The 24,247-nt window shown below is 67.2% G+C and carries 23 protein-coding genes and 1 pseudogene; 8 read left to right on the top strand and 16 right to left on the bottom strand.

All coding sequences use genetic code 11. The features are described from left to right. Positions 1-141 precede the first annotated feature (141 nt). Together G6035_RS08325 and G6035_RS20560 are read left to right on the top strand one after the other, a co-directional pair. Positions 142-702: a hypothetical protein gene (locus G6035_RS08325; RefSeq protein ID WP_176616616.1), complete on the top strand. Its 561-nt coding sequence runs from the start codon at positions 142-144 to the stop codon at positions 700-702. A gap of 50 nt (positions 703-752) precedes the next feature. Then, a pseudogene (locus G6035_RS20560) lies at positions 753-905 on the top strand (FUSC family protein); the annotation flags it as partial. Here the strand turns inward: G6035_RS20560 and G6035_RS20070 are convergent. After that, a complete protein-coding gene (locus tag G6035_RS20070) occupies positions 830-1,033 on the bottom strand; it encodes a hypothetical protein (protein WP_256127843.1) in 204 nt (67 codons plus the stop codon). The pseudogene G6035_RS20560 and the gene G6035_RS20070 overlap by 76 nt on opposite strands. Before the next feature lie 217 nt (positions 1,034-1,250). Here G6035_RS20070 and G6035_RS08315 point away from each other — a divergent pair, with 217 nt between their 5' ends. Continuing rightward, positions 1,251-1,829 (top strand): dihydrofolate reductase family protein, encoded by a 579-nt coding sequence (locus G6035_RS08315; protein WP_176616615.1) that lies wholly within the window; start codon positions 1,251-1,253, stop codon positions 1,827-1,829. On the opposite strand, the gene G6035_RS08310 is transcribed toward G6035_RS08315, so the two are convergent. The 7 genes from G6035_RS08310 to G6035_RS08280 all read right to left on the bottom strand — a co-directional run bounded on the left by G6035_RS08310 (position 1,801) and on the right by G6035_RS08280 (position 8,597). After that, on the bottom strand, positions 1,801-2,283 hold the full coding sequence (locus G6035_RS08310) for a rhodanese-like domain-containing protein (RefSeq protein ID WP_256884053.1): 483 nt from the start codon (positions 2,281-2,283) through the stop codon (positions 1,801-1,803). The two genes, G6035_RS08315 and G6035_RS08310, sit on opposite strands and share 29 nt — an antisense overlap. Next, positions 2,283-2,915 (bottom strand): bifunctional 4-hydroxy-2-oxoglutarate aldolase/2-dehydro-3-deoxy-phosphogluconate aldolase, encoded by a 633-nt coding sequence (locus tag G6035_RS08305; RefSeq protein ID WP_176616614.1) that lies wholly within the window; start codon positions 2,913-2,915, stop codon positions 2,283-2,285. Before G6035_RS08305 ends, G6035_RS08310 begins: the two co-directional genes overlap by 1 nt. Positions 2,916-2,931: 16 nt before the next feature. Then, complete coding sequence (locus tag G6035_RS08300) at positions 2,932-3,882, bottom strand: sugar kinase (RefSeq protein ID WP_371130921.1); 951 nt, start codon at positions 3,880-3,882, stop codon at positions 2,932-2,934. Between the two features lie 8 nt (positions 3,883-3,890). Then, positions 3,891-5,462 (bottom strand): amidohydrolase family protein, encoded by a 1,572-nt coding sequence (locus G6035_RS08295; RefSeq protein WP_176616613.1) that lies wholly within the window; start codon positions 5,460-5,462, stop codon positions 3,891-3,893. A 32-nt stretch (positions 5,463-5,494) separates the two neighbouring features. After that, the gene (locus G6035_RS08290) at positions 5,495-6,784 is read right to left on the bottom strand and encodes an alanine racemase (RefSeq protein WP_176616612.1); all 1,290 of its coding nucleotides are present in this window, start codon (positions 6,782-6,784) and stop codon (positions 5,495-5,497) included. 17 nt (positions 6,785-6,801) lie between these two features. Then, positions 6,802-7,194 (bottom strand): RidA family protein, encoded by a 393-nt coding sequence (locus G6035_RS08285; protein WP_176616611.1) that lies wholly within the window; start codon positions 7,192-7,194, stop codon positions 6,802-6,804. Between the two features lie 68 nt (positions 7,195-7,262). Then, entirely contained in the window at positions 7,263-8,597 is a 1,335-nt protein-coding gene (locus G6035_RS08280) for an MFS transporter (RefSeq protein WP_176616610.1), read from the bottom strand. A gap of 141 nt (positions 8,598-8,738) precedes the next feature. Between G6035_RS08280 and G6035_RS08275 the strand changes: the two genes are divergently transcribed. Then, positions 8,739-9,476, top strand: a complete 738-nt coding sequence (locus tag G6035_RS08275) for a transcriptional regulator (protein WP_176616609.1) — start codon at positions 8,739-8,741, stop codon at positions 9,474-9,476. A gap of 135 nt (positions 9,477-9,611) precedes the next feature. On the opposite strand, the gene dmpG is transcribed toward G6035_RS08275, so the two are convergent. The 7 genes from dmpG to G6035_RS08240 form a co-directional block, all read right to left on the bottom strand. Then, positions 9,612-10,646 (bottom strand): 4-hydroxy-2-oxovalerate aldolase, encoded by a 1,035-nt coding sequence (gene dmpG / locus G6035_RS08270; protein WP_176616608.1) that lies wholly within the window; start codon positions 10,644-10,646, stop codon positions 9,612-9,614. Further along, positions 10,643-11,593, bottom strand: a complete 951-nt coding sequence (locus G6035_RS08265) for an acetaldehyde dehydrogenase (acetylating) (protein WP_176616607.1) — start codon at positions 11,591-11,593, stop codon at positions 10,643-10,645. Before G6035_RS08265 ends, dmpG begins: the two co-directional genes overlap by 4 nt. A gap of 10 nt (positions 11,594-11,603) precedes the next feature. Next, positions 11,604-12,413: a 2-keto-4-pentenoate hydratase gene (locus G6035_RS08260; protein WP_256127841.1), complete on the bottom strand. Its 810-nt coding sequence runs from the start codon at positions 12,411-12,413 to the stop codon at positions 11,604-11,606. Continuing rightward, positions 12,410-13,351 carry a 3-carboxyethylcatechol 2,3-dioxygenase gene (locus G6035_RS08255; protein WP_176616606.1) on the bottom strand — a complete coding sequence of 314 codons (942 nt, stop codon included), beginning with the start codon at positions 13,349-13,351 and terminating at the stop codon, positions 12,410-12,412. Before G6035_RS08255 ends, G6035_RS08260 begins: the two co-directional genes overlap by 4 nt. Then, positions 13,320-15,044, bottom strand: a complete 1,725-nt coding sequence (locus G6035_RS08250) for a bifunctional 3-(3-hydroxy-phenyl)propionate/3-hydroxycinnamic acid hydroxylase (protein WP_176616605.1) — start codon at positions 15,042-15,044, stop codon at positions 13,320-13,322. Before G6035_RS08250 ends, G6035_RS08255 begins: the two co-directional genes overlap by 32 nt. 39 nt (positions 15,045-15,083) lie before the next feature. Further along, positions 15,084-15,953 (bottom strand): alpha/beta fold hydrolase, encoded by an 870-nt coding sequence (locus G6035_RS08245; RefSeq protein WP_176616604.1) that lies wholly within the window; start codon positions 15,951-15,953, stop codon positions 15,084-15,086. Positions 15,954-16,083: 130 nt separating this feature from the next. After that, positions 16,084-16,782 carry an IclR family transcriptional regulator gene (locus G6035_RS08240; RefSeq protein WP_176616603.1) on the bottom strand — a complete coding sequence of 233 codons (699 nt, stop codon included), beginning with the start codon at positions 16,780-16,782 and terminating at the stop codon, positions 16,084-16,086. A 198-nt stretch (positions 16,783-16,980) separates the two neighbouring features. Between G6035_RS08240 and G6035_RS08235 the strand changes: the two genes are divergently transcribed. The 4 genes from G6035_RS08235 (at position 16,981) to G6035_RS08220 (ending at position 23,059) form a co-directional block, all read left to right on the top strand. Beyond that, the gene (locus G6035_RS08235) at positions 16,981-18,366 is read left to right on the top strand and encodes an MFS transporter (protein WP_176616602.1); all 1,386 of its coding nucleotides are present in this window, start codon (positions 16,981-16,983) and stop codon (positions 18,364-18,366) included. A 17-nt stretch (positions 18,367-18,383) separates the two neighbouring features. Further along, positions 18,384-19,406 carry an MBL fold metallo-hydrolase gene (locus G6035_RS08230; protein WP_371130920.1) on the top strand — a complete coding sequence of 341 codons (1,023 nt, stop codon included), beginning with the start codon at positions 18,384-18,386 and terminating at the stop codon, positions 19,404-19,406. A 240-nt stretch (positions 19,407-19,646) separates the two neighbouring features. Then, positions 19,647-21,248 (top strand): FAD-binding protein, encoded by a 1,602-nt coding sequence (locus G6035_RS08225; RefSeq protein WP_176616600.1) that lies wholly within the window; start codon positions 19,647-19,649, stop codon positions 21,246-21,248. Beyond that, on the top strand, positions 21,245-23,059 hold the full coding sequence (locus G6035_RS08220; RefSeq protein WP_176616599.1) for an FAD-dependent oxidoreductase: 1,815 nt from the start codon (positions 21,245-21,247) through the stop codon (positions 23,057-23,059). Before G6035_RS08225 ends, G6035_RS08220 begins: the two co-directional genes overlap by 4 nt. Before the next feature lie 76 nt (positions 23,060-23,135). Here the strand turns inward: G6035_RS08220 and G6035_RS08215 are convergent, their stop codons facing one another. After that, positions 23,136-24,224, bottom strand: a complete 1,089-nt coding sequence (locus G6035_RS08215; RefSeq protein ID WP_371130919.1) for a tellurite resistance/C4-dicarboxylate transporter family protein — start codon at positions 24,222-24,224, stop codon at positions 23,136-23,138. Positions 24,225-24,247 lie beyond the last annotated feature (23 nt).

The raw sequence follows: 24,247 nt of genomic DNA, 5'->3' as shown, positions 1-24,247 counted from the left end.
GATGGGGCCGGCTTTCCAGGCCGGCTATTTACTTTACGGGTAAAGTAAATGCAGGGGGACTGGAAGGGTTCGTTGGCCATGGAAGTGTATGTGCGCAATTTCGTCCACGTTCCGCCTGGTCGCGGGCATAGGGTTCCTGCCTTGCGGGTGGCGGCAGGGATCATTGCCCCGCTTCTCTTCGTCGTGGCCATCGGTCGGTTGGATCTGACCGTCTATGGGGCCTTCGGGGCCTTCGGGGCCTTGACGGGCGTCTATGGGCGCATGGAGCCGCACTGGCTTCGCCTCAGGCACCAGGCGGCGGCCGGCACCCTCATGGCTGCCAGTGTCACCGTCGGCGTGGCCTTGTTGGTCGTGGGCCTGTCAGCGTGGGGGATTGTCGCGGCAGCCGCTGCAGCTTCGGGCCTCCTCTCGAGCGTTGCCGATCACCTCCGGCTACGGCCCTCGGGGCCGTTCTTCTTCCTGTTCGCCTTCACCGCCAGCGCAGCAGTTCCATACCCAGGGTGCATCCTCGATGCGGCGATGACAGTGGTGGGAAGTGTCGTCGTGGTGCTCCTGGTCGGTTTTTCGGGCAGGCTCCATGCACGCCGGCGCCATCCCGGTCGGGGCCTGGTTGAGCCGCCCCGGTTCCCGGCGGCCAGGATCCTCAAGCATGCGGGCCGCTATCTTGTCGCCGTGGGCGTCGCGGGAGCGGGCCGTGCATAAGGATTGTTCGCACCTATGGCGGACTGGTCCTCACCGCCCTGCTGTTGCCGGTGTCCCGGCCGCCGGTCGGGCTGGTGTTCCTGCTGGCCGCGCTCCAGTTCTTCGGTGAGGTGTATGTGATCCGGAATTACAGCGTTGCACTTGTGTTCATGACTCCCGTGGCTTTGTTGATGACGGAATTTGTGGCGGGGCAGTCCTCATCCGGGTTGATCCTGGACCGGGCCCTGGGAACCACGGTGGGTGCCGTGACGGCAATTTTGGTCATCTGCTCCACCACCCGCACGCAACGGACCCGGACGCGGCTGGTGGCGTCGAGCATGGTCCCCGGCAACGTGAAACTGCAAGGTGGCGGTGCCGAAGCAATCCTGCGCGCTGTTGCCGTGCCGAACGTCACGACGCGACGCGATCACCCCGGGGGCCTTGGGCGCCATGGACGCACCGGGGAACGCCGATCACACTGGCCGCGGGGCTGTCGGGGCACCGGTGCGGGGAGCATAATGAATGGGTGGAACGTGGACTGTCCGTCCACGGCACCTGAGGAGGTTGCCATGACCGCCAGCTACACCTTCGATGTCTTTACCAGCCTCGACGGATTCGGCTCCGCCAGCCGCAATTGGAGCGGCTACTGGGGCAAGCAGGGCCCCGAGCTTCTCGCCCACCGCCTTGCCCTGTACGGGCCAGGGCAGCGGATGGTCTTTGGTGCCACCACTTTTCGGCAACTCGTGCAGATGCTGGCCGGGAGCACCGACGACCCGGCAGTGCGCGACCCCTGGGTCACCCGGATGGTGGGCATGCCGGCAACCGTGGTGTCGACGACGCTGAAGGAACCGCTCGACTGGCCGGATGCGACCCTCGTGAGGGGCGACGCCGTCGACGTCGTTGCCCGGCTCAAGGAGGAGTCCGAGGTGCCGCTGCGCTCCCACGGCAGCTTGTCGATGAACAGGGCCCTGATGGCCGCCGGCCTGGTGGACCGCATCCAGGTCACGATTTTCCCTGTGATCACGGGACAGACCGGGGAGGGCCCGATCTTCCAGGGTGCGGCCGACTTCGATCTCGAACTGCTCGAGAGCACCACGCTGGACGGCCGTACCCAAGAGCTCATTTACCGGCCCATCCTGCATGCCTGAGGCCGTGCCCCGGGACAGGGGCCGGCGCTGCCGCGTGGACGGCCTGGTCCGATTCTGCGGTAACGAGCGGGTCGGATTCGAGGCGGGGGCCCGTACCGGCCGTGATTACGGGGAATCCGTTCCTTACCCAGTATTCGTAGCCGCCAAGCATCTCACGCACCTCGAAGCCCGCAGCGAGCAGGCGGCGTGCGGTGTGGGTGGCGCCGTTGCAGCCCGGTCCCCATCCGTAGACGATCAGCGTGCGGTCGCGGGGAAGGGCAGCGGGCAGGGAATCGAGTGCGTCCTCGGGCAGGTGCATTGCCCCTGCCACGTGTCCGTGGTCCCAAGACCGGCCTTTGCGGGTGTCGACGATGACCGCGTTGCCGCGGGCTTGGGCCCGGGCGGCAGCCACCACATCGATTTCGTAGGCCAGTCTGGCGTCCACAAAGGCGAGCAGCTCGCTGCGGGGGGCCACTACCGTGCCCCCGTCGTGCCCAGGCCGTCGTTGCCAAGCAACGCTGCGAGTTGGGGCAGTTGGGACGGGTCGTCCAAGGCGGAGCCGACGGCGGCGACGCGCGCTCCGGCGAGCAGGAACCCGCCGGCGTTGCCTGCATCCATGCCGCCGGTGGTGACGAACTTCGCCTGCGGGAAGGGTCCGTGCATGGCCTTGATCCACGAGGGGCCAAGGACCGATGCGGGGAATGCCTTGAGCCAGGTCAGGCCCGTTGCCAGGGCCAACTGCACCTCGGTGGCCGTGGCGACGCCGGGCAGGGGAGGCATGCCGGCCTGGGCTGATGCCCGGACTACCTCAAGGTCCAGGCCCGGGCTGACGGTGAACTGCGCTCCTGCCTGGGCGGCGCTGCGGACGTGCTCGACGGAGACGACGGTCCCGGCACCGACAACCTTGCCCCTTTCGCGGCCGGCTGCGGCGACCCTTTCCAAGGCCCTGAGGTCCTCCGGGGTCTGGATGGGGAGCTCGACGACGTCGATGCCCAGGTCCCAGGCGGTGGTTGCGACGGCAAGACTGCGTTCGGCACCCATTCCGCGAAGGATGGCCATGAGGGGTGCCGCGGCAAAAACCTCGCTGAACTGTTCGTTCCCAATCATTGTCTTTTCGGTCCTTTCAGACGGTGGTGGCCGCGTCCACGGCGCGCGGATCCGGGTCGGTGGGGGTGGCGACAAAATCGCTGGTGGAGAGCAGGACCAGGTGTGCCCGTGCGTGGCCCGCCCGCAGGCGCTCCCGCGTGCCGCCACCCTGAATGGCTGCGGCGAGGTAGCCGGCGGCGAAGGCGTCGCCCGCGCCGACCGCCTCGACCACGTTGGTGGGGATTGCCGGTTCGAACACGGCTGGTCCCGCGCCGAATTCGGTCGCGCCGACGTCGCCGTCCTTGACGATGAGCCGTCCGGGGCCCGGCAGCAGCGTGCGTACTTCTTCCGGCGTGGTGCAGCCCCAGAGCGCACCCGCTTCATCCAGGCCGACAAAGGTGATGTCGGCGCGATTGGCGAGGGCGTGCAGTGCCGGTGCCGCGACGCCGTCGGGCCACAGGGGCGGACGGTGGTTGACGTCGAAACTCAGTGCTGCGGCGCTGGCGGCAACACGTGTGGCCACGGACCCGACCAGCGCGGCGCAGTTTGCCGAGAGCGCCGGCGTAATTCCGGAGAGGTGGACGATGGCGGCGTCTTCGAGGGGAACGGACGCCACGGTGGCCGGGCCCATGCCGGCTGCGGCCGATCCCCGGCGGTAGTACAGCACGCCCTGGCCCGGGTCCTTGAAGTACACCCCCGTCGGTGCCGCCGGGTCACAGGTGACCCAGCGGGTGTCCACGCCGTGGCCCGCGATGTCGTGGAGGATGCGCTGGCCGAGCACGTCGTCGCCCAGCACGCTGACCCACGCGGCCCGAACGCCCAGGCGGGCGGCATGGCTGGCCACATTTGATTCCGCCCCGCCCGGGTGGAGGGAAAGCTGCCGGGCCGTGCGCAGCGGCCCGGCATTTTCGGGCGTGAGCATCATCATGGTCTCGCCGATGGTGATCAGCTGCGGCGCCGCGGCCGCTGGATTGATGGTGTGGGGCACGGGGATCCTTAGCTTTTGCTGTTTTCGTGTCTGAGGCCCAATCCGGGCCGGGCCGCTGCGAGCGCGCCTTCGGCGAGTACCGGCCTGCCGGCCACCAGCACGTCGGCGATCCCTGTTGCTTCACCCAGGGGGCGTTCGTATGTGGCGGTGTCGGCCACCGTGTCGGGGTCGACGACGGCAAGGTCGGCGATCCAGCCGGCAGCCACCGTGCCGCGCCGGCCCAGGCCGAAGCGGGCCGCCGGGGCGGTTGAGAGGTGGTGGACGGCCTGCGGCCAGGACCAGGTTGCCGTTTCACGCACGTACTGCCGCAGGTACCGGGCGAAGGTCCCGCGGGCGCGCGGGTGCGGATGTGCGCCGATGAAAATGCCGTCGGAGCCGCCCATGTGGCCTTTTTGTGAGAAGATGGCGGCCAGTTCGGCGACGGGCCGCTGGTGCCGCACGGCCATGACCGCGTTGACCTCCAGGCGGGAGGCGGCGAGCACATCCAGGGTGAAGTCGATCGGGTCGGTGCCGGCCCGGGCCGCGGCGGCTTCGAGGCTCAGTCCGTGGGCCCAGGCAAATTCGGGTGCGGCGATGTGGGCCAGGGTGATCATCGAGGGCCATTCGGGCCCGAGGCTGGCGTTGCGCTCGATTGTGGGAAACCAGTCCCGGCGCAGGCGGGCACGTTCGGCCGGGTCTGTGATGGTGGCCAGGACCGTGTCCGGCGGCAGGACGGAGAGCCCGGGGGGCAGCAAGGGCATGGCCAGCAGGGTGCAGCCGCGCGTATATGGATACGCGTCAAAGGTCGTGTCAACACCCCTGTCCCGGAGGAGGCGCAGCTGTTCGTCGATGATGTGTGCCTGGGCGTGGAAGTGCGAGATGTGGATGCGGGTGCCCGAGGCCGCGGCAATCCGGCCAATCTCCAAGACCCCGGCAGCGGAATTTGCCTCGTAGCCGCCGCGCATGTGTGTGACGTAGATGCCGCCGGCGCGCGCGACCGGCCTGCACAAGGCCGCAATTTCGCCGGTGCCGGCAAAAATGCCGGGCACATAGTCCAGCCCGGTGGACAACCCGACGGCGCCCTCGCGCAGGCCCTGTTCGACCAGCGACTCCATGCGCGCAAGCTGCGACGCGTCGGCAGCGGCGCTGGAGCGACCGCATACTTCCTGGCGGATGGTTCCGGCGGGGACAAGGTAGGCGAAGTTCAACCGGGACCGTCCCCCCACCGCGGCAAGGTACGCGGCGACGCCGCCACCGGCATAATGCAGGTGGGTGCCGTTGATCGCGGCAAAGTAGCTGCTCGCGTATTTTCCGTTGCCGGGCGCGTAGGAAACACCGTCCTGGCCGGTGATGACCGTCGTCACGCCCTGCCTAAGCAGCGCCCGCTGCACGTCTTCATCCTCTGCACGGCCGTCGGCGTGCGAATGGGTGTCGATGAATCCGGGCAGCACGAAGCGTCCGCGGCAGTCGATGGTCCGGTCGTCCGGTCGTGCGGGGATGGCACCGACCCCCGTGATGGTGTCACCTTCGATTGCCACGTCGGCTTTTCGTAGGCCGTCGTTGTTGACGACGGTTCCACCGCGCATCACCAGGCGCATCATGGGGTCCTTTCAGGAATGTTTCATGGTGTTGGCTAGAAGAAGGTCCGGACCAGTCCGACCACGAGGTCGCTGGATGGGGAGGCCGTGACCGGCAGGTAGCGCCATTTGTCGAAGGTCGTGCACGGGTGCGAGAGCCCCAGTGAGACGACCGCGCCCACGGGCGCATCCCGGCCGGTGAGCCGGAGGTAACTGTGTTGGTCGTTCATGGCCGGAACGGAGGCGCCCGGCAACGTCGTCCACGGGCCGTGGAGGTCCGGGGCAAGTAGGCGGGGGATGGGCAGGCCCTCGTCGAAGGGAAAATCGCGTTTGCCCCCGTCGAGGAGGGCCAGTCCCTGTTCCGGGTGCGAGACCACGCGGGCGATTCCGCGGAGGGCGGAGCGGAACCGCTCCGGGGCCTGCCGGCCCTCCGGACCTCCTTCGTCGAGGGGGGAGATCCGGCGGTAGAAGCCGTCGTCGTGGGTGATATAGGCGCCGCTGCGCAGCGTCCATAAGGTTCGCCCGCCCGCCGCCATGGCGGCGCCGTAAACGTCGGCGACGACGTCGAAATAGGCGCTGCCGCCCGCCGTGACATAAATGTCGCCGTCGTCGTAAAGCCCGGCCAGGTCCCGGTGCAGTTCGACCTGCCGGTGGAGGTAGCTGCGCACGGCCGCCAGTGTTTCCTCCGACCGGTCGTGCCCGAGGGAGCCCTCGTAGCCAGCGACGCCGGCCAGGCGGACGACGTCGGAGGCGGCAACACGCCGTGCCACCTCGACGGCCTCGCCGACGGTGCGGGCACCGGTGCGTCCGCCAGCCGCGCCAAGTTCGACGCAGACGTCCACCGGCCGGGGCGTGCCGGCGTCGCGGAGCGTCCGTTCCATCGCCTCCACCGTTGCAACGGAGTCCACCCAGCACAGGAAGCGCAACTGCGGATCGACAAGCTCACCGGCGAGGTAGCGCAGGGACCGGTCGTCGACGGCGGCGTTGGCGAGCATGATGGAGCTCAGCCCGAAGGTGCGCGCGGTGCGGACCTGGCCCATGGTGGCCAGGGTGATGCCGATGCTTCCCGCGTCGAGCTGGTGCTGCCACAGCTGCGGGGCCATGGTGGTCTTGCCGTGCGGCATCAGCTTGAGCCCGCGGGCGGAGCACCACCGCGCCATCAGGTCCACGTTGGCCTGCATGGCTTCCTGGTCCAGGGCGACAATGGGCGTCCAGAACTCCGGGAGCCTGGGCCCTGTCGCCAGAAAGTCCCGCACGGTCATGCCGGCTGCGCGCACCGGAAGGCCCTTCTCGCGCGGGGAAAGGCGCGCATTCCCCAGCTCCCCGAGCAGCAGCTTGTGTTCCATGGTGTCCGCCCCGGCCCCTACTTGCCTTCCGGCAGGGCGGCGACGACGTCGATCTCAACGAGGATGTCCGCCAGCTGCGACCCGACCGTGGTGCGCACGGGATAGGGTTCGGAGAAGAATTCCTTGTACGCTTCGTTGAATTCGGCGAAGTCGGCCAGGTCCGCAAGGTGCACGGTGGTCTTGACACAGTCGTCCATGGTCAGGCCGCGCTCCTTGAGGATCATCTGGACGTTGCGCAGCACCTGGCGCGTCTGCTCGGCCACGGACGTGGGGACGGCGCCGGTGGCGGGGTCCTGCGGGCCAAAGCCTGCCGTGTAGAAGAAGCCGTTCGCCGCAATGCCCTGGCTGTAGGGTCCCGCCGGCTGCGGGGCGTTGTTGGTCTGGAAGGCGGTCTTGGCTGTTGAATTCATGAATCGTACCTTTGGTCTCTTGGTGTTTTTCAATGTACCGGTGCAGGGCGCCCGGGCCCGGGCGCGGGTCAGGCGTGCAGCCGGCCGGCGTTCTCGACATCGGGCCGGAACGAAGCGTAGGCGGTGGCAATGATGCCGATGAGGCAGATCAGGGCGGCATAGATGATGACCGGCCACACGCTGCCAAATGCTGCGGCGAGGGCCGTCGCGATCAGGGGTGCGAAGCCGCCGCCGATCGTGTTGGAGATCTGGTAGCCGATGTTGACCCCCGTGGTGCGGGCTTCGACGTCGAACATCTCAACGAGCATCGTTTGGAGGGTGCCTTGCATGGCCACGCCCGGGATGACGAAGCCGATGATCATGCCCAGCCAGATGAGCACGGCCGTTTCGGTGCCGTAGAGCAGGAAGGCCGGATAAATGAGCAGGGCAAAACCGACGCAGCCGCCGATGTAGGTCTTGCGGCGCCCGATCTTGTCCGACAGGCTTCCCCACAGCGGTGCCGCGAAAATCTGCAGGACACCCACAATCATCGTCCCCATGAACCCCACCTGGGCGTGGGTTCCCTTGGACACCATGTAGGCAAGCCCGAACGTAAGGATGATGTACCCGGCAATGCTCTGGGGCAGGCCGATGAGAATGCCCAGGATCGCATTCTTCGGGTGGCGGAAGACCTCCTTGAGCGGGGACCTGCGCGTTTCAGGCTTCATGGCCCGGGCTGCGGCGAGTTCCTTGAATTCGTCGGACTCATCCAACTTGGAGCGCAACACGATGGCAATGATCGCCAGCACCAGGGCAAAGACGAACGGGATCCGCCAGCCCCAGGTGATGAAAAACGAGTGCGAGCCCGCTCCCACCGCCACCATCAGCCCGGCCGAGGCTACGTTCGCGATTCCTGCTCCACTGATCAGCAGCGCCCCGAAAAGTCCACGCCGGCCGGCGGGTGCATGCTCGACGACAAGTGTCGCCGCGCCGCCCATTTCCCCGCCCACGAAAAGGCCCTGGCACATGCGGAAGAGGAGAAGCAGGACCGGCGCCGCGATCCCGATCGAGTGCGCCGACGGAATGAGGCCGATGGCTGCCGTGGAGATGCCCATGCCGATGACCGTGATCATCAGCGTCACTTTCCTCCCCATGCGGTCCCCGATGTGGCCAAAGATGAGGCCCCCGACCGGTCGCAGGAGGAATCCAAAGGCAAAGCTGGCAAAGGAAGCCAGCGTACCGACGACTGCGTTGTCGTTGGGGAAGAACACCGTGGGGAACACGGTGGCCGACGCCAGCCCGTAAAGGTAATAGTCGAAATATTCCATCAGGGTGCCGACTGCACCGCCCGCTATGGTGCGGCGCTGCTGCGCCGAAATCCCCGATCTCCACGCTGTTGGCTGCGCCTGCCTTGTTCCTGTCATGGGAGCCTCCTTGCCCGCCGCGAAAAACATGTCCGTGCCGCCGGGAGTCCCGCGACTTCGTCCAAGTTAGCACTCACTTGAACATTTTGTCTACGGCTTTTACAATTTGTCTATAGCGTATCGGACGTATAGGACTGTCTTATGAGTGAGGACGTGACGATGATGAGTGGTGCCCCGCCTGTTGTGGACCACCTGGCGCACATGGGGACCTATGAGTCGGTGAAGGAGATCCTTCTCGCGTTCCGCCCCGTCATGCACGCCATGGCCGCTGCCGTGGGGCCGGGCTGCGAGGTGGTCTTGCACGATCTCTCCGCACCGGAACCGGATCTCAGCCACACCATCGCGGCGATTGAAAACGGCCATGTCACGGGCCGCGAAATTGGCGGCCCGTCCACGAGCTTTGGGGTGGGCGTGATCCACAACCAGGCAGCGGACCACAACGCGTTCGGATACCGCGGCATCACCAGCGACGGACGCCAGCTGCGCTGTTCGTCCGTGTACTTCCGCAACTCGGCCGGCCGGATCATCGCTGCCCTGTGCATGAACGTCGACGTCAGCGCCATACAGCAGGCCAGGGCCCTTCTTGACGGGCTCCTGCCACACGAATCAACCAGCACGCAGGAGCAGCCGGAGGAATACTTTGGACGCGACCTGGTCTCCGTGATGGATGTGATGATCGCCGAGGCGATCGGCGAGATTGGCAAGCCTGTGGACCAGATGAGCCGGGATGACCGCATTGCCGTGCTCACCAAGCTGGACCAACAAGGCGTGCTGCAGATGCGCAAGGGCATCGAGCGGATCGCGGCGCGCCTGGACATCTCGCGGGTCACGGCCTATTCCTACCTTGATGAGGCCCGGACCCAGGCCCCGCTCCCTTAGCCCCGCCGTTTCGTTCAGCCACGGCGCATGAAAGTTTGCCCGGTCTTTGGTGGCGGGGATTGTTTGGGGAATGCCACGGGCCCGTCCGGCGTCCTGTGGTGGGTGCCGGGCGGGCCCGTGGTGTGGTTTGGCGTCTTAGCTGGTGGTGGCGAGTTGGACGGCGACGTCGATGATCATGTCTTCCTGGCCGCCGACGTAGCCGGCTTTGCCGATTTCTTCCAGGATTTGCCAGGCGGGCACGTTGTAGCGTTGGGCGGCGCGTTCGGCGTGGAGGAGGAAGGAGGAGTAGACGCCTGCGTAGCCTTGCATGATGGAAGCGCGGTCCATGATGGGCATGCGGGTGATGAAGGGTTTGACGACGTCTTCGGCGGCGGCCATGAGGCCTTGGACGTCGGTGCCGGTATGGATGCCCAGGCGGTTGAAGGTGGCGGCGAGGACTTCGGTGGGGGAGTTCCCGGCCCCGGCGCCGAGGGCGAGGAGGGTGCCGTCGATTTGCTTCGCGCCGGCGCGTGCGGCGTAGACGGAGTTGGCGACGCCGAAGCTGAGGTTTTGGTGGCCGTGGAAGCCGACCTGGGCGTCGGTGCCGAGCTCGGTAACGAGGGCGGCGACGCGGTCGGAGACGTCTTCGAGGATGAGGGCGCCGGCGGAGTCGACGACGTAGATGCATTGGCAGCCGGCGTCGGCCATGATGCGGGCCTGCTTCGCCAGGTTCTCGGGGCTGGTGCGGTGGGCGAGCATGAGGAAGCCGACGGTTTCCATGCCGAGCTTGCGGGCGTGGGCGAAGTGCTGGATGGAGACGTCGGCCTCGGTGCAGTGGGTGGCGATGCGGGCCACGGAGGCGCCGGCGTCACGGGCCTGGTTGAGGTCGTGGATGGTGCCCAGGCCCGGGAGCATGAGCACGGCGATTTTCGCGTTCTTCGCCTCATCGACGGCGGCCCGGACCAGGTCCAGTTCCGGGGTGAGGGAGAAGCCGTAGTTGAAGGAGGAACCGCCGAGGCCGTCGCCGTGGGTGACTTCGATGACTTCCACGCGGGCGTCGTCGAGGGCGCGGACGACGGAGCGGACGTGGGTGGGGGTGAATTGGTGGCTCATGGCGTGGGAGCCGTCGCGCAGGGTGGTGTCGGTGAGCCGGACGCTGTAGTCCGGCGCTGTGGCGTTAGGGGTGTTCATGCGTGGGCTCCTGCGGTTCTGGCGGTGTTGGCGGCGGTGGTGTTCATGCGTTCGGCGAGAAGGTCTGCGGTGCGGGTGGCGGCTGCGGTGATGATGTCGAGGTTGCCGGCGTATTCGGGGAGGTAGTCGGCGGCGCCGCGGACCTGGATCCAGATGCCGACGCGGCCGTTGCCGTTCCAGTCCTCTCGGGCGGTGTCGAATTGGGGTTCCACGCGCAGGGCGTAGCCCGGGACGTAGGCCTGGATGTCGGCCACGGCGGCATCGATCGCTGCACGGATTTTGTCCTGGAGTCCACCGGGTTCGGCGGCTGCGGCGGGGATGGCGCAGTAGACGGTGTTGCGCATGATCATGGGCGGTTCCACCGGGTTGATGATGATGATGGCCTTGCCGCGTTTGGCCCCGCCGACCACTTCCAGCGCCTTCGAGGTGGTTTCGGTGAATTCGTCGACGTTCGCCCGGGTGCCGGGCCCGGCGGACTTGGAGGCGATGGAGGCGACGATTTCGGCGTACTCGACCGGGACCACGGAGGACACCGCGGCCACGATGGGTGTGGTGGCCTGCCCGGCGCAGGTGATCATGTTTACGTTCAGCACGTCCTGGAGGGAGTCCAGGTTGACCACGGGGCACAGGTAAGGGCCCACGGCGGCCGGGGTCAGGTCGATCGCGTGGATGCCGGCGGCCTTGTACCGGGGAGCGTTGGCCTCATGGGCCTTCGCGGAGGTGCATTCAAAGACGAAGTCGGGCAGTTCGTCCTGGGCCAGGAGCCAGTCAACGCCTTCGGCGGAGGTCGTGATGCCCAGCCTTGCGGCGCGGGCCAGGCCGTCGGAGGCGGGGTCGACGCCGATCATGTACTTCACCTCGACGTTGGTGCTGCGGCGCATGATCTTGAACATCAGGTCGGTGCCGATGTTGCCCGAGCCGACGATTGCGGCTGTTTTCTTTGCCATGGTGGTGTCCTTAGTGCGTGAAGTGGATGGTCAGGGAGCCCAGCGGGCCGAAGTCGGCGGTGGCGCTGCTGCCTGCGGTGACGGGTTCGGCCTGGGTGAAGGAGCCCGGGAGGATCAGCTGCCCGGCTTCCAGGGCAACGCCCTGTTCGCCCAGGACGTTGGCCAGCCAGGCCAGCGGGGCGACGGGGTTGTCCATCACGTCTGCACCGGTGCCGCGGCCCAGGGTGTGCCCGTCGATGACCAGGGCGCATCCGATGCCGCCGAGGTGGGCGGGGTCAATGTCCAGGGGCTCGGTGCCGACGGCGATCGCGCCGCACGAGGCGTTGTCCGCCACGGTGTCCACGAGGGTGATGTCCCAGTCGCTGATGCGTGAATCGATGATCTCGATGGCCGGGTAGACGGCCCCGATCGCCGCGGTCGCCTGTTCGACGGTGATGCCGGGCCCGTGCAGGGTGTCCTTGAGGACGAAGCCGAATTCCGGTTCGACCTTGGGGGAGAGGAAGGCCGTGGCAGGAATCCGGGCGCCGTCGTGGTGGACCATGTCGGTGAAGAAGTAGCCGAAGTCCGGGGAGTCCACGCCGAGTTGTTGCTGCATGGCCACGGATGTCAGGCCGACTTTCCGTCCGGCCAGCACCCGCCCGGCAGCTAGGTGGTGCTCCAGCTGCAGGGACTGGATGGTGTAGGCGTCCTGCAGGTCCATGTCCGCCACCCGGTCCCGCAGGGGGGCGACGGGGACAAGGGTTTCGGTGGCCGTGAGCAGTTCCCGGGCCAGGGACTCCAGCAGCGCGCTGCGTTGGGTGTTCATGGGGGATTCGCTCATTTCCTGGTTACCGCGGTGGTGACGCCGAAGCCGGCGATGTATTCCTTGATGGGTTTGTAGAAGTCATAGGTGACCTCGTAGTCGCCTGCGGCGGCCAGGGCGGAGTAGGCGGCGACCCAGGTGCGGACCTCGTGGGAGGAGTTGCCGGCCGCTGCGGCCATCTCGGCCGGGATGTACGCGTCGAAGCGGGAGACGTCACCGGATTTGCAGGCCTCGATGAAGTTCCGGTCCCAGTCGGGGTTCAGGTCCATGATGTCCGCTTCACCGCGGGCGAAGGCCTTGGCGGTGTCGATGGTGCGTTGTTGGCGTGCGGCGCGGGCTTCGGGGGTGGGGTGGCGGCCGTTGGTGAGGAACGCACGTTGTTCCTGCGTGGCCGTGGCGATCTGCGGCACGGGCGGGTCATGGGAGAGCCCGCCGGAACCGATGAACAACACTCTTTTATCGGTGTCCTTGAAAAAGGAGCCGACGGCGGTGCCGAATTCGCGGATGCGGCTCATCTTCGAGAACGGCGGCGCGACCGAGTTGACGAAGATCGGGATGACGGGGACCTGGCCCAGGTCCCCGAAGATGATTTCCATGGGTTGCACGGCCCCGTGGTCCACTTCCATCTTGCGTGAGATCGCCGTCTCGATGTCACGGGCGATGACGTGTTCGGCAAGGTCCATGGCCAGGGAGGTGGGCACGTTCAACGGCCCGTCCCAGGAATCATAGTCGCCCGTTCCTTCGGCTTCGTAGCCGATGCAGAACGGTGGCATGAGGTCGTAGAAGAAGCCGTTGTAGTGGTCCGGGCCGAAGTTCACGACCAGGTCCGGCTTGAAGTCCGCGGCAAAGGCGCGCACCTGGTCAAAGGCTGCCTCCACGGCGGCTTTGACCTCGGCGGGTGGGTTTGTGTGTTCCAGCAGCGGGCTATGCGACATGCAGATGAGTGCGAGTGGCATCGGTGGCTCCTTCGGTGAATGAGAGTGCGTGAAGAATGGCGTGCAGGGCCCGGGGTGCATCCTGGGCCAGGGAGGCGGCGGCGACGAAGCGGTCCGGGCGCAGGAACAGCACCGGTGTGGGCCGGTCGTCGAACCACGCCTTCAACGCCCCGGTGGTGTCCCCGACCACGACGACGTCGCTCGGGTAGCGTGATTCGGCCCAAGTTCGTTGGGACTCGGGCACCGCGGCCACGAAGGCGGCCCCGAGGGATTCGAGCCGGGCAAGGTCGGCGGAGTTGAACATGCCCTTCGGGTTGTTTCCCCACGCCAGCACCGTCCACCAGCTCCCGACGGCGTCGTCGAGGCGAAGCGCGGGATGGGCCTTCGTGGCGACCAGCGGCTGGATGAACTGCACACCGACCGGGGAGGTGCGGTTGTTGGAGGTCCGGGTCGGGATCAGCCGGCCGGTCAACGTCGCGCCCGCCCGGCCTGGAGTGAACGTCGTCGGGTCCACGACGACGCCGCTGGTGTAGCGGGGCATGGGCTTGAAGCGCATGTCCGAGAAGTAGGACTTCACCGTGGGGAAGAGGTTCAAGGCCGCGGCCAGGGCGTCGCGTCCGGCCACCACGAACGGGTTGGTGGGCTTGATGATGTTTCCCAGGGTCAGGGACAGGTCGATCATGGCCTTGGCATGGTCGCGGCGCTCGGCGTCATAGCTGTCCAGCAGCCGTTCGTCGGCGTCGCCTCGGAGCACGGTGGCCAGCTTCCAGGCCAGGTTGGTCGCGTCGCGGACCGCGGAGTTCCAGCCCTGCCCCATCCATACGGGCATGAGGTGGGCGGCGTCGCCGGCGATGAGGCAGCGGCCCTTCCGGAAGGACCCGGCGATGCGCCCGTGATGGGTAAAGACGCGTTCGCGGATGATCTCCAGTGCCGAAGGGTCGGGCACGTGGTCCTTGAGGAGTCCGTGGATGAAGGCCTTCTCCATGACCTGGGCGTCGGTTTCGTGGTCGAAGATCATGAATTCCCAGCGGCGGATCGCATGGGCCAGGCCAATGGAGACGTACGGGCGCTTGGGGTCAGCGCCCAGGAACACGTTGGGCGTGCCGAGGGGGTCGTTTTCCACATCGACGACGAGCCAGCGGGTGGAGGGGGACTGCCCTTCGAAGCTGACCCCCATGCGTTTGCGGGTTCCGGACTTGCCCCCTTCGCAGCCCACAATGTATTTGGCGCGGACCTGCCGGGTCAGCGGTGTTCCGGTGCCGTTGTCGACCTCGACCGTGGCGGTGACGCCCGCGGCCGTTTCGAGAACATCGACCACGCGGTGGTTGAAGTGCATGGAAACACGGGGAAAGCGCTGCAGGCCCTCGTGCAGGGCCTTGTCGACCAGGGGCTGCACGAATCCGTTTTTGCGCGGCCAGCCAAACTCGTCGGCCTTGGGCTCGTTGGTCATGATGACCTTGCCGCGGCCGTTGACCAGGCGCATGATGTGCTGGGCGGTGGTGTGCGGCAGGACGGTATCACTGAGGCCGGTGGTTTGCACCGAGCGCAGGGACTCGTCGTCAATGCCGACGCCGCGCGGGTAGTCGATGAGCTCGGGGAGCTGTTCGAGCAGGGTGGCCTCGTGGCCATACAGGCCCAGCAGGTTCGCCAGCATCAAGCCGGCCGGTCCTGCCCCGACTATGAGTACCTCGGTGTCGATTGCTTGTGGTGTCATTGGTTTTCCTTCCACCGCGGGTGGTCCTTCCGGTGGCGCTTAGCGGTCCAGGAGGAAGTCGAGGATGATCTTGTTGAACGTTGCCGGGTCCTCGTACTGGGGCCAGTGCCCGCAGTTCTCCATGATCGCCAGTTCCCCATTGGGGATGAGGGAGGCGATCCGGCGCCCTTCATCGACAGGACCGGAGGGGTCCTTGGTGGTCCACAGGACCAGGGCCGGGGCCTTGATCTGGCCCAGGGCCTCATCGGTGAGCATGTTGCGCTTGCGCGTGGCCAGGTCCTGCAGGGCCATGTTGGACGTGCAGGCCTTTAGCCAGTCCGGCTGGGAGAAGATGGCCTGGCGGGTCTTGATGAGGTCGTCGGTGACCATGGACGGATCAGCCATCAACCATTCCAGACGGGCCTTGACGCGCTCCCAGGAAGGATCCTTCGCCGCCTCCATCGACAACGTGAACAGCCGTTCCATCACGGCCGGGTTCGCCATCGTCCCGCCCATCGTGTTCAACAGGATCCGCTCCACCTTCTCGGGATGGTCAATGGCGAACCGTGCCGCCACCCAGCCGCCCAGCGACTCGCCCGTGAAAAAGGCCTTCTCAGCACCGATGGCGGCCATGAACTCCAACAACTGTTCAATGTAGTCCTTGATTTCCAAGGGGCGGTCCGGCTTGGAACTGTAGCCGTGGCCGATGAAATCGATCGCCCAGACCGAGAAATGCTCCGACAACGCCTCCAGGTTGCGAACATAAGCCTCCGCGTGGCCCGTAATGCCGTGCATGGCAATCAACGCCGGCTTCGACGGATCCCCCGCATGAAGATAGCGGGTGCGGTACTTCGGGGCCTGGATGAAACCCTGGCTGAACTCAAGCTGCGCGAGATCGGACCAAACACTGGTGAACGAATTTTCGGACACGAAGACTCCCTTGGATTGTGTAAATAATGCACGTGAATAAACACTAAGTGCACGGCGATGATTAGTATCACACCATGTGGGAGTGATCCATGTCAAGGGACGGCGGCGCGCAAGGCGCCGGCCGGAAGGGCTAGGCCATGCGGCTGGAAATACGTGCGGCTGCGGCCATGACGGCGCCGGTGGCCGATTCCGCCAGTTCCTTGCGGGTGGTGATGAGGTTGACGCAGGCCGGGCTTTCCCAGGCAACTCCGCGCAGCGGTGCGGCCAATCCATACATGTTGGGCTCCACCTCCCCGTAGGTGAGCGAATATCCGTTGGCCCGCGCCAGCCGGACCCCTTCCGGGTCGAGCGGAGACGGCGGGAGGCAGGAGCTGATGGCATGGCCGGCCGCACCGAGGTTCAAGGGGTGGCGGCTGCCTTCGGCGAAGGAAATCCGGTAGGTGCGGTTGCGCGGCTCAACCACAGCCAGCGCGACGGCGTCGGGTCCCTCCTGGACGATGAGTGAAACCGTTTGGCCAAGCTCGTTGGCAAGCTCGGCCAGGACGGGCATGGCGGCCTCACGCATGGCCGAGTGGCCGGCGCTGGAGAGCTGCAGGAGGCCCGAGGCCCCGCGGTACCGGCTGTCGCTGCCCTTGTGGATGAGCTGTGCGTCGCTGAGCGTGTTCAGGATGCGGTAGGCGATGGTCCGGTGGACGCCGATCTGGTCGGCCACGTCCTGGATGGTCATCCCTTCCCTTGCTGACGCGACGGCCTTCAGGACCGTGATGCCACGGGCCAGCGTCTGGGAACCGGCCGTCCGGGAAGCTGGAACTGCTGCGTTTTCACTCACCTGGCCATCCTATCCAGTAGTTCGGCGCAGCCCGGACTGCGCTTGCCACCCCCGTGGCAGTCCGCCGAATTTCCCCCCGGGATTGACAGAACCGGGTGACTTCACTCACAGTAGAATTATTATCGCCTGCGGCCATGCGTTATTTACACAACAGCTGCCTGGATAATTCCTCCCTTCCTCTCGAACGATGGAGTTCCCATGAGTATCACCCCCACCCCGCAGCGGGGCCCCGACGCCGGGGCCAAGCGGCTCAGCGATGGCAAGGACCGCCGTCGTGCGCTCGTTTCCGGCTACCTGGGCTCGACCGTGGAGTTTTACGATTTCCTGCTGTACGGGACCGCGGCGTCACTGGTATTTCCCGAACTGTTTTTTAGTGGCGTGCCGGAGGCCGTCGGCGTTGTCCTTTCCTACGTCACCCTGGCCGTGGGATATGTCGCCCGGCCGCTGGGCGGCGTCATCTTTGGGCACTTCGGTGACAGGTACGGCCGCAAAAAGATGCTGTTTGTGACGATGGCGCTGATGGGGGCCGCCTCCGTGTTGGTCGGCGCCCTGCCCGGCTCGGCACAGATCGGTGTGCTTGCGCCCGTCCTGCTGGTCACGCTGCGCGTGATCCAGGGCATCGCCGTCGGAGGCGAATGGGCAGGGGCCACGCTCCTGGGCATGGAACACTCCAAGGCAGGCAAACGCGGATTCAGTGCGAGCATCGCCGTCAGTGGCGGTCCCTCCGGATCGGTCCTGGCAACCATTGTGTTGGCCCTTTTCACCATGCTGCCGGCAGGCCAGTTCCTGGCCTGGGGCTGGCGTGTGCCGTTCCTGCTCTCCGGCATCCTCGTGGTCATTGCCTTGTGGCTGCGTTACCGCGTGACGGAGTCCCCGATCTTCCTCAAGGCACAGCTAGCCGCCGAAGCGGCTGGAACCGTGCGGGCCGGCGTTCCGGTTGTCACCGTGCTGCGGAACCACTGGAAGGCTGTGCTCGTTTGTGTCCTCGCCGGCCTGGCGCCCTTGTTCCTGCAGTCGCTGATGGCCACCTTCACGCTGACCTATGCCGTCAAGTCGGGCCAACCGCAGACACAGGTCCTGCTGATGATGACCATTTCAACATTCCTGCACATTTTTGCCATCCCCGCGTGGGCGGCACTTTCGGACCGGGTCGGCCGCCGGCCGGTCCTGATCGCCGGAACCATCGTTGGGCTGGTGGTCATCTGGCCGATCTTCGCACTTGTCGGAAGCGGCAACATTTGGCTGCTGCTGTTGGGCTACATCATGGCCAACCCGATCGCGCAGGCCATGATGTACGGACCGATCGGCGCCTTTATCAGCGAGAAGTTCCCGACCAAGCTCCGTTACACCGGCGTCTCCCTGTCCTATCAGCTGGCCACCACTCTGGGCGCGGGCTTCGCACCACTCATTGCAGCGGGCTTTTTGGCCACCGGCCACGGCTCGACGTGGATGTTGTCAGCCTTCTTTGGCGTCCTGTGTGTTGTCAGCGGGCTTGCCTTCTTCGTGGCCAAGGAAACCGGGCGGTCCAACGGCGCGGAGAGTGACCCTGCCAGCTTCGAATCCGATGGGCTGGTCAAGGCGTGACTTCAATGGTGGCCGGTGTGTCGGCCTTGAACCCCAGGGTCGTCACGCTGGGCACTGCCGGCGGCCCCATGTGGTGGACCGGGCAGGGGGCCGGAGCACGCAGCGGCATAGCCACGGCAGTATTGGTCAAGGACCGCTGCTACCTTGTTGACTGCGGGCATGGGGTCGGGCGGCAATTGATGCTCGCCGGCATCGGCATCTCCTCGATCTCCGGGATCTTCCTGACACACCTCCATTCGGACCACACGATCGACCTTGGGTCCCTGGCGATCTTCGGCCTCTACGACCTGAAACGGGGAGACAAGATCAAGCTCATGGGCCCGGGGGACCGCGGCATGTTGCCCCGGCCATCCGGGCGGCCCGCGGAGGCGCCCGTGCCGGTGTTTCCGGACCGGCCCACCCCGGGGACGGTGGCCTTGTTTGATGCCATCCTGGGAGGTTATGCCACCGACCTCAATGACCGGATTTTCGACACCCTGCGGCCCTCGCCCTACGATTTCCTTGACGTGGAGGACATTGCCCTCCCGGAAGGGATTGGCTACCACCCCAATGACAACCCGGCCCCGGACATGGAACCGTTTGAGATTTTCTCCGACGAACTGGTGACCGTCACGGCGATTCTGGTCCGGCACGCGCCGGTGGCGCCCGCCTTTGCCTTCCGCTTCGACACTGCCGAGGGGTCTGTGACCATCTCGGGGGACACCGGGCGCTGCGGCAACGTGGTGCGGCTGGCGCGCAATACCGACCTGCTGCTCCATGAGGCCATTGACCTGGACTGGGTGCATCGCGACCGGCCCGGGGTTCCGGCGGAATCGTTGCAGGCCGCGATCGACCACCACACCCACGCCCACACATCCGTCGCGGACTGTGTTGCGGTGGCCACGGAAGCGGGCGCGAAGGCGCTGGCACTGCATCATTTGGTGCCAGGCACGGCTCCCAAAGCGGTGTGGTGGCGCGGGGCGGGCGGATTTGCCGGCGAGTACCTGGTCCCCGACGACCTCGAGGAGATTTCCTTCGCAGGCACGGCTACGCGGGGGTAGCTGCGGCGAAGCCGACGGGCGGCAGCGCCGGCAAAACCTCCCGTGGGGCGGGCGGACGCTGTACGGCTGGTTCGGCGCGCAGCGATAAATTGGGGCGGGCCTGCGGGTTCAGGCGCCCCGACTTGCCCGGCGGATCCTTCCAGGAAATGACGGGGCCGGGTGCGAAGGCTGCACCGTTGCGGACCGCTGCCGGCCCTCCGCGTTTTAGCAGCTGTCACGCCGGAGTTCATATTGGACGGCGTGCCTGACGGGGGCGTTGGGTGCCCCGTATCCGTCGTAGCTGCCGGCGGGGGCGTCCTGTGGGCGCCGGCCAACCGCCCCGGACTCGAGGCCGGCTACTCCGACAGCCGCGACCAGGCGATCAGCTACCTCACGGCCGCCGGCCAAGGCCGGCTCACGGGGGACGAGGCCGCCTGGTACGTGGACGGCGCTGCGCGTGCCGTCGACTACCTCACCGGGCACACGCACGTATCCCTGACGCCGCTCGCCCGGCCCGACTACCGGCTGGAGTTCCCCGGTGCCACGCAGGGCGGGCGCAGCCTGGACAACGACGCATTCGACGTCGGCTCCGTGGACGGCCTGGGCGAGGCGTTGCGACCCTCCAGCTACTTCCCCTTGCTGACGATGGCGGAGCGCGACAACCTCAACGGCTCCGCACCGGACCCGGTATTGCTTGCCTCGCGGGCCGAGTCCGGCGTGCGGACCATGGGCGGCGCCCTCGTCGCGAGCCTGCTTGTCTCCGCCCTGGAGCGCGGCGTCAAGGTCGCCTCGGAAGCCAGGGTCACCTCGCTCAGGCCCGACGACGGCGCCACCCCGGCCCGGACCGGGCCCCGCTGGCGGTTGATCGCAGGTGAGGGGGAAGGAGCCGTGGAAATCGTGGCCGACGCCGTCGTCATCGCCTCCGGGGGTTTCGAATGGAGCCCCGCGCTGCAGCGCGCGTTCCTGGCGCACCCGGTCACCCCGATCTCCGCCCCGTCCAACGAAGGCGACGGGCTGCGCCTGGGCCTGCAGATCGGCGCCGCCGTCGAAGAGATGACCGCGTTCTGGGGCGTCCCCGTGATCACGTCCCCGGAGCATGTCTACGACGGAAAGCCGTCGGGCCGCATGGGCAATGTCGAGATGACACTGCCCGGATCCCTGACCGTCGGGGCCGACGGCCGCCGCTTCGTGGACGAGGCCCTGAACTACCACGACGTCTCCCACGTCATGGGCGCCATCGACGAGCACCGGCTCACGGCCAAGGGCATGCCCGCCTGGCTGATCTTCGACCGCCGCTACCTGGAGTCCTACCCCGTGGCCGGATCCACGCCCGGCACGCCCCCGGAATGGATGGCCGAGGGTGCCACCGTTGAGGACCTTGCCCGGTGCATCGGGGTGGACGCGGCCGCGTTGGCCGGGCAGGTGCGCGAGTTCAACGAAGCTGCCGCGCGCGGGGAGGATCCAGTGTTCGGCCGGGGGGATACCCCGGAGGACCGCTTCCTCGGTGATGCCTCCGTCACCCCGAACCCGTGCCTGCGCCCGCTCACCGAGCCGCCGTTCCATGCCGTTCCGGTGCACTGCGGAGCCCTGGGCACCGCCGGCGGGCTGGCCACGAACCTGAACGCGCAGGTAGTGCGCTTTGACGGCTCGGTCATCCCCGGCCTTTACGCAGCCGGCAACGTCTCGGCCACGCCGTTCCGCGGTGCCTATCCGGCCGGAGGCGCCACACTGGGCCCGGCCGTGACCCGCGCCTTCATCGCCGGGGAACATCTGGCGGCCACCCTGTCCAGGCGCCGTGACACCGGGATTACCGCCTTCCGGCCTGCCACATCCACCCGCGAACCCGAACAGGTCAACGCATGAGCACCCGAGCCACCCAGAAGGTCCTACCCGCCGGCACCAGCATCCCCTACGCTTCCGGGGAGGCGGCCGCGGCGTTGTACGACGGGGACGTCCTCGATGTCCTGGTGGTCGGCGGCGGCGGGGCCGGGATGTCCGCGGCCGTGTTTGCCTCCATTGCCGGCCTCCGCACGGCGGTCGTCGAGCGCACCGGGCAGGTTGGGGGGACGACGGCCTACACGGCCGGGACCACGTGGGTGCCTGGGACGTACCACGCGGCCGAGGTGGGCGCCGTCGACACCAAGGCTGAGGCGCGCGCATTCCTCGACGCCGCCTTCGGGCCCCATGCCCCGGCCGGGCTGCGCGAGGCCTTCCTCGAGCTCGGCCCCGAGGCCGTGGCGGTGATGGAGTCCGGGTCCCACGTGGACTACGTGGCACGCCCCCTCCACCCCGACTACCTCACGCAATTGCCCGGTTCGCGGATGTCGGGGCGCGCGCTGGAACCGCGGACCTTCGACGGGACCGTCCTGGGGGAGCGGCTGGCACTCGTGCGCCCGCCGCTGCCGGAGTTCACCGCGTTCAACGGCATGTCCATCGAGCGCGACGACATCGGGCACCTGGCGGGAGCCCACCCCGCCAAGGAATCGCGCACCCACCTGCTGGGCCTGCGCCGCCGTTACCGCGATGCCGTCAAGGTCCATGGGTGTGACACGCGACGGACCATGGGCAACGCACTCATCACCGGTCTGTTGCACACGCTCGACGAGGCACGCGTGCCCGTGCTCACGCGCAGCGAAGTCATCTCCGTGGCACGCGACGGCGATGCGTGGCAGGTGGGCGTGCGGGAAGACGGCCACGACCTCACCATCACCGTCTCCCACCTCATCTTTGGATCGGGCGGCTTCAACCGCGACCCGCAGCGCCGCGCTGCGTTGCTGCCGGGGCACCGGATGGAATGGTGCCCCGGAGCACCCGGCCACACCGGCCAGGCCCACGACATTCTCGACGGGCTTGGCGGCCACTACGGCACGGGCGGATTCGCCAACGCCTTCTATGCGCCCGTGTCGACTCGGCGGCGCGAAGACGGGTCCTGGGCCGTGTTCCCGCACTTCGTCATGGACCGCGCGAAGCCGCACATGATCGTGGTGGACCAGCAGGGGCGCCGCTACCTCAACGAGGCCACGAGCTACCACCTCTTCGGCAACCAAATGATCATGCAAAACCACGAGGACCCGGGTACGGCCTCGCCGTCCTTCCTGATCACCGACGCCACCGGGATGCGAAGGTACGGCCTGGGCATGGTCCGCCCGTACCAGCGGGAGCGGCAGCTGCGCCGCTACCTGGACGACGGCTACCTGCTGCGTGGCGACTCCCTGGCGGAGCTGGCGGCGCTGCTGGGGGTGCCCGCCGGCCAGTTGCAGGAGACGGTCGCCCGGACCAATGCCTGGGCCGCGAAGGGTGAGGACCCGGAATTCCACCGCGGGATGAACGAGTACCAGCGCTTCAATGGGGACCCGGGTTCCGAGACCGGGGCCCCTAACATCGCGCCGGTGGACGGATCCCCATACTTCGCAGTGCGGCTCTTTCCAGGGGACATTGGAGCCTCGACCGGTTTCATTACGGATGCCGCGGCAGCGGTCCTGGGGGGCGAGGGCGAACGGCTGGGCGGGGTCTACGCAGTGGGCAACGACATGCAGTCCATGATGGGCGGGACCTACCCGGCACCCGGCATCACGATCGGCCCCGGCCTGGTGTTCGCCTACGCCGCCGTGCGCGACATCGTGGGGAGGGCCCTGCCGGGGGCGGCTACGCTGAAGGCAATGGCGGGCTGGTGAGCAGCGTGGGAGGCCGGTGCGGCGGCCCGCCTGCACCGGCACGTCGGCTGGATGTCCGGTCACTTGTGCGGTCCCTTCACCCTTCGCCCAGGCTGGCCGACGCTGCCGGACCACGGTGCGGGGCCACGAGCGTGCGCCAGAGGTGGTGGGCCATGCCGGAGAACGTGGCGAGGAAGGCCGCGGTGGCGAACCACAGTTCCGCCCGTCCGATGGCCAGGACAATGGGCAGCCTGTCCGCCTGTCCCAGAAAAATCCCGGACACGGCGTACATCCCCAGGGGGAAGATGACGCTCCACATTCCGGCCTCGTACACGAGGGGCACCCGTTTGACGAAGTGCCGCCAGCAGCCCGCCGCGATGAGGACCGGCAGCAGCCAGGACGCGAAGGCCCAGAGCACAACCGCCATGCCCGCGACGAGTTCGTGGACCGCCACGGCCACCGGGGCGTCGGTCATCTCAACGATCCGGGCCCCCGCGACGACGCCGATGGCCAGTGCCCCCATCGACACGAAGTACGGTGGGCCGAGGTCCCGGGCACGCACGGGGTACACCATGAGACGGAGGGAAACGAAGATCCCCACCGCCGCATAAAGGATGAGGCCCACTGACCATGCGACGACCGCCAGCAGCGCCAGTCCCGCCTCCCACTGGCCGCCCAGTGGCTCGAGTGTGGCCGACGCCGCCGCCACCGACTGGCTCGCGACACACCAGATGAACCAGGTCCCGTTGGCCTCCTTGAAGATCGGCCTCTCCTCCCGGCCGAGCACGGCAATCCACGGGATCACGTAGCCGAGCCCGACCCAGGCAAGCCCGGAAACGGCCAGCAGCACCGCCGTCGCCACTTGGGCGCCGGCCAGGTCCAGCCGCACGCCAAGGACGTTGGTGCCGGCAACGAAGGTGAAGAAGCCGAACGCACGGCCCGGGTGCAGAAAGTCAGCGCGGATGGCCCCCCGGAAGGCGCCCAGGCGCACCACGTTCAGGACAAGGAGCACCACGTACGCGGTCAGGCACAGCCCCAGCAGGACGGCGGACAGCGTGCCGAAGCCCTCCAGTTCGAGCCCGACGGAGATGATGCCGCTGGCCATGACCAGTGCAAAGTACCCGGGGGCGAGGGTCGAAACCGCCTCGGACAGCCGGGTCGAGAACTTCCCGTAACCCGCATTCACGCTGCCATCCTACGGGCACCGGT

This window comes from Arthrobacter sp. SDTb3-6, from assembly GCF_013376095.1.
Lineage (GTDB): Bacteria > Actinomycetota > Actinomycetes > Actinomycetales > Micrococcaceae > Specibacter.
The sequence above is the reverse complement of the archived record's forward strand: the minus strand, read 5'-3'. Positions and strand labels throughout refer to the sequence as shown.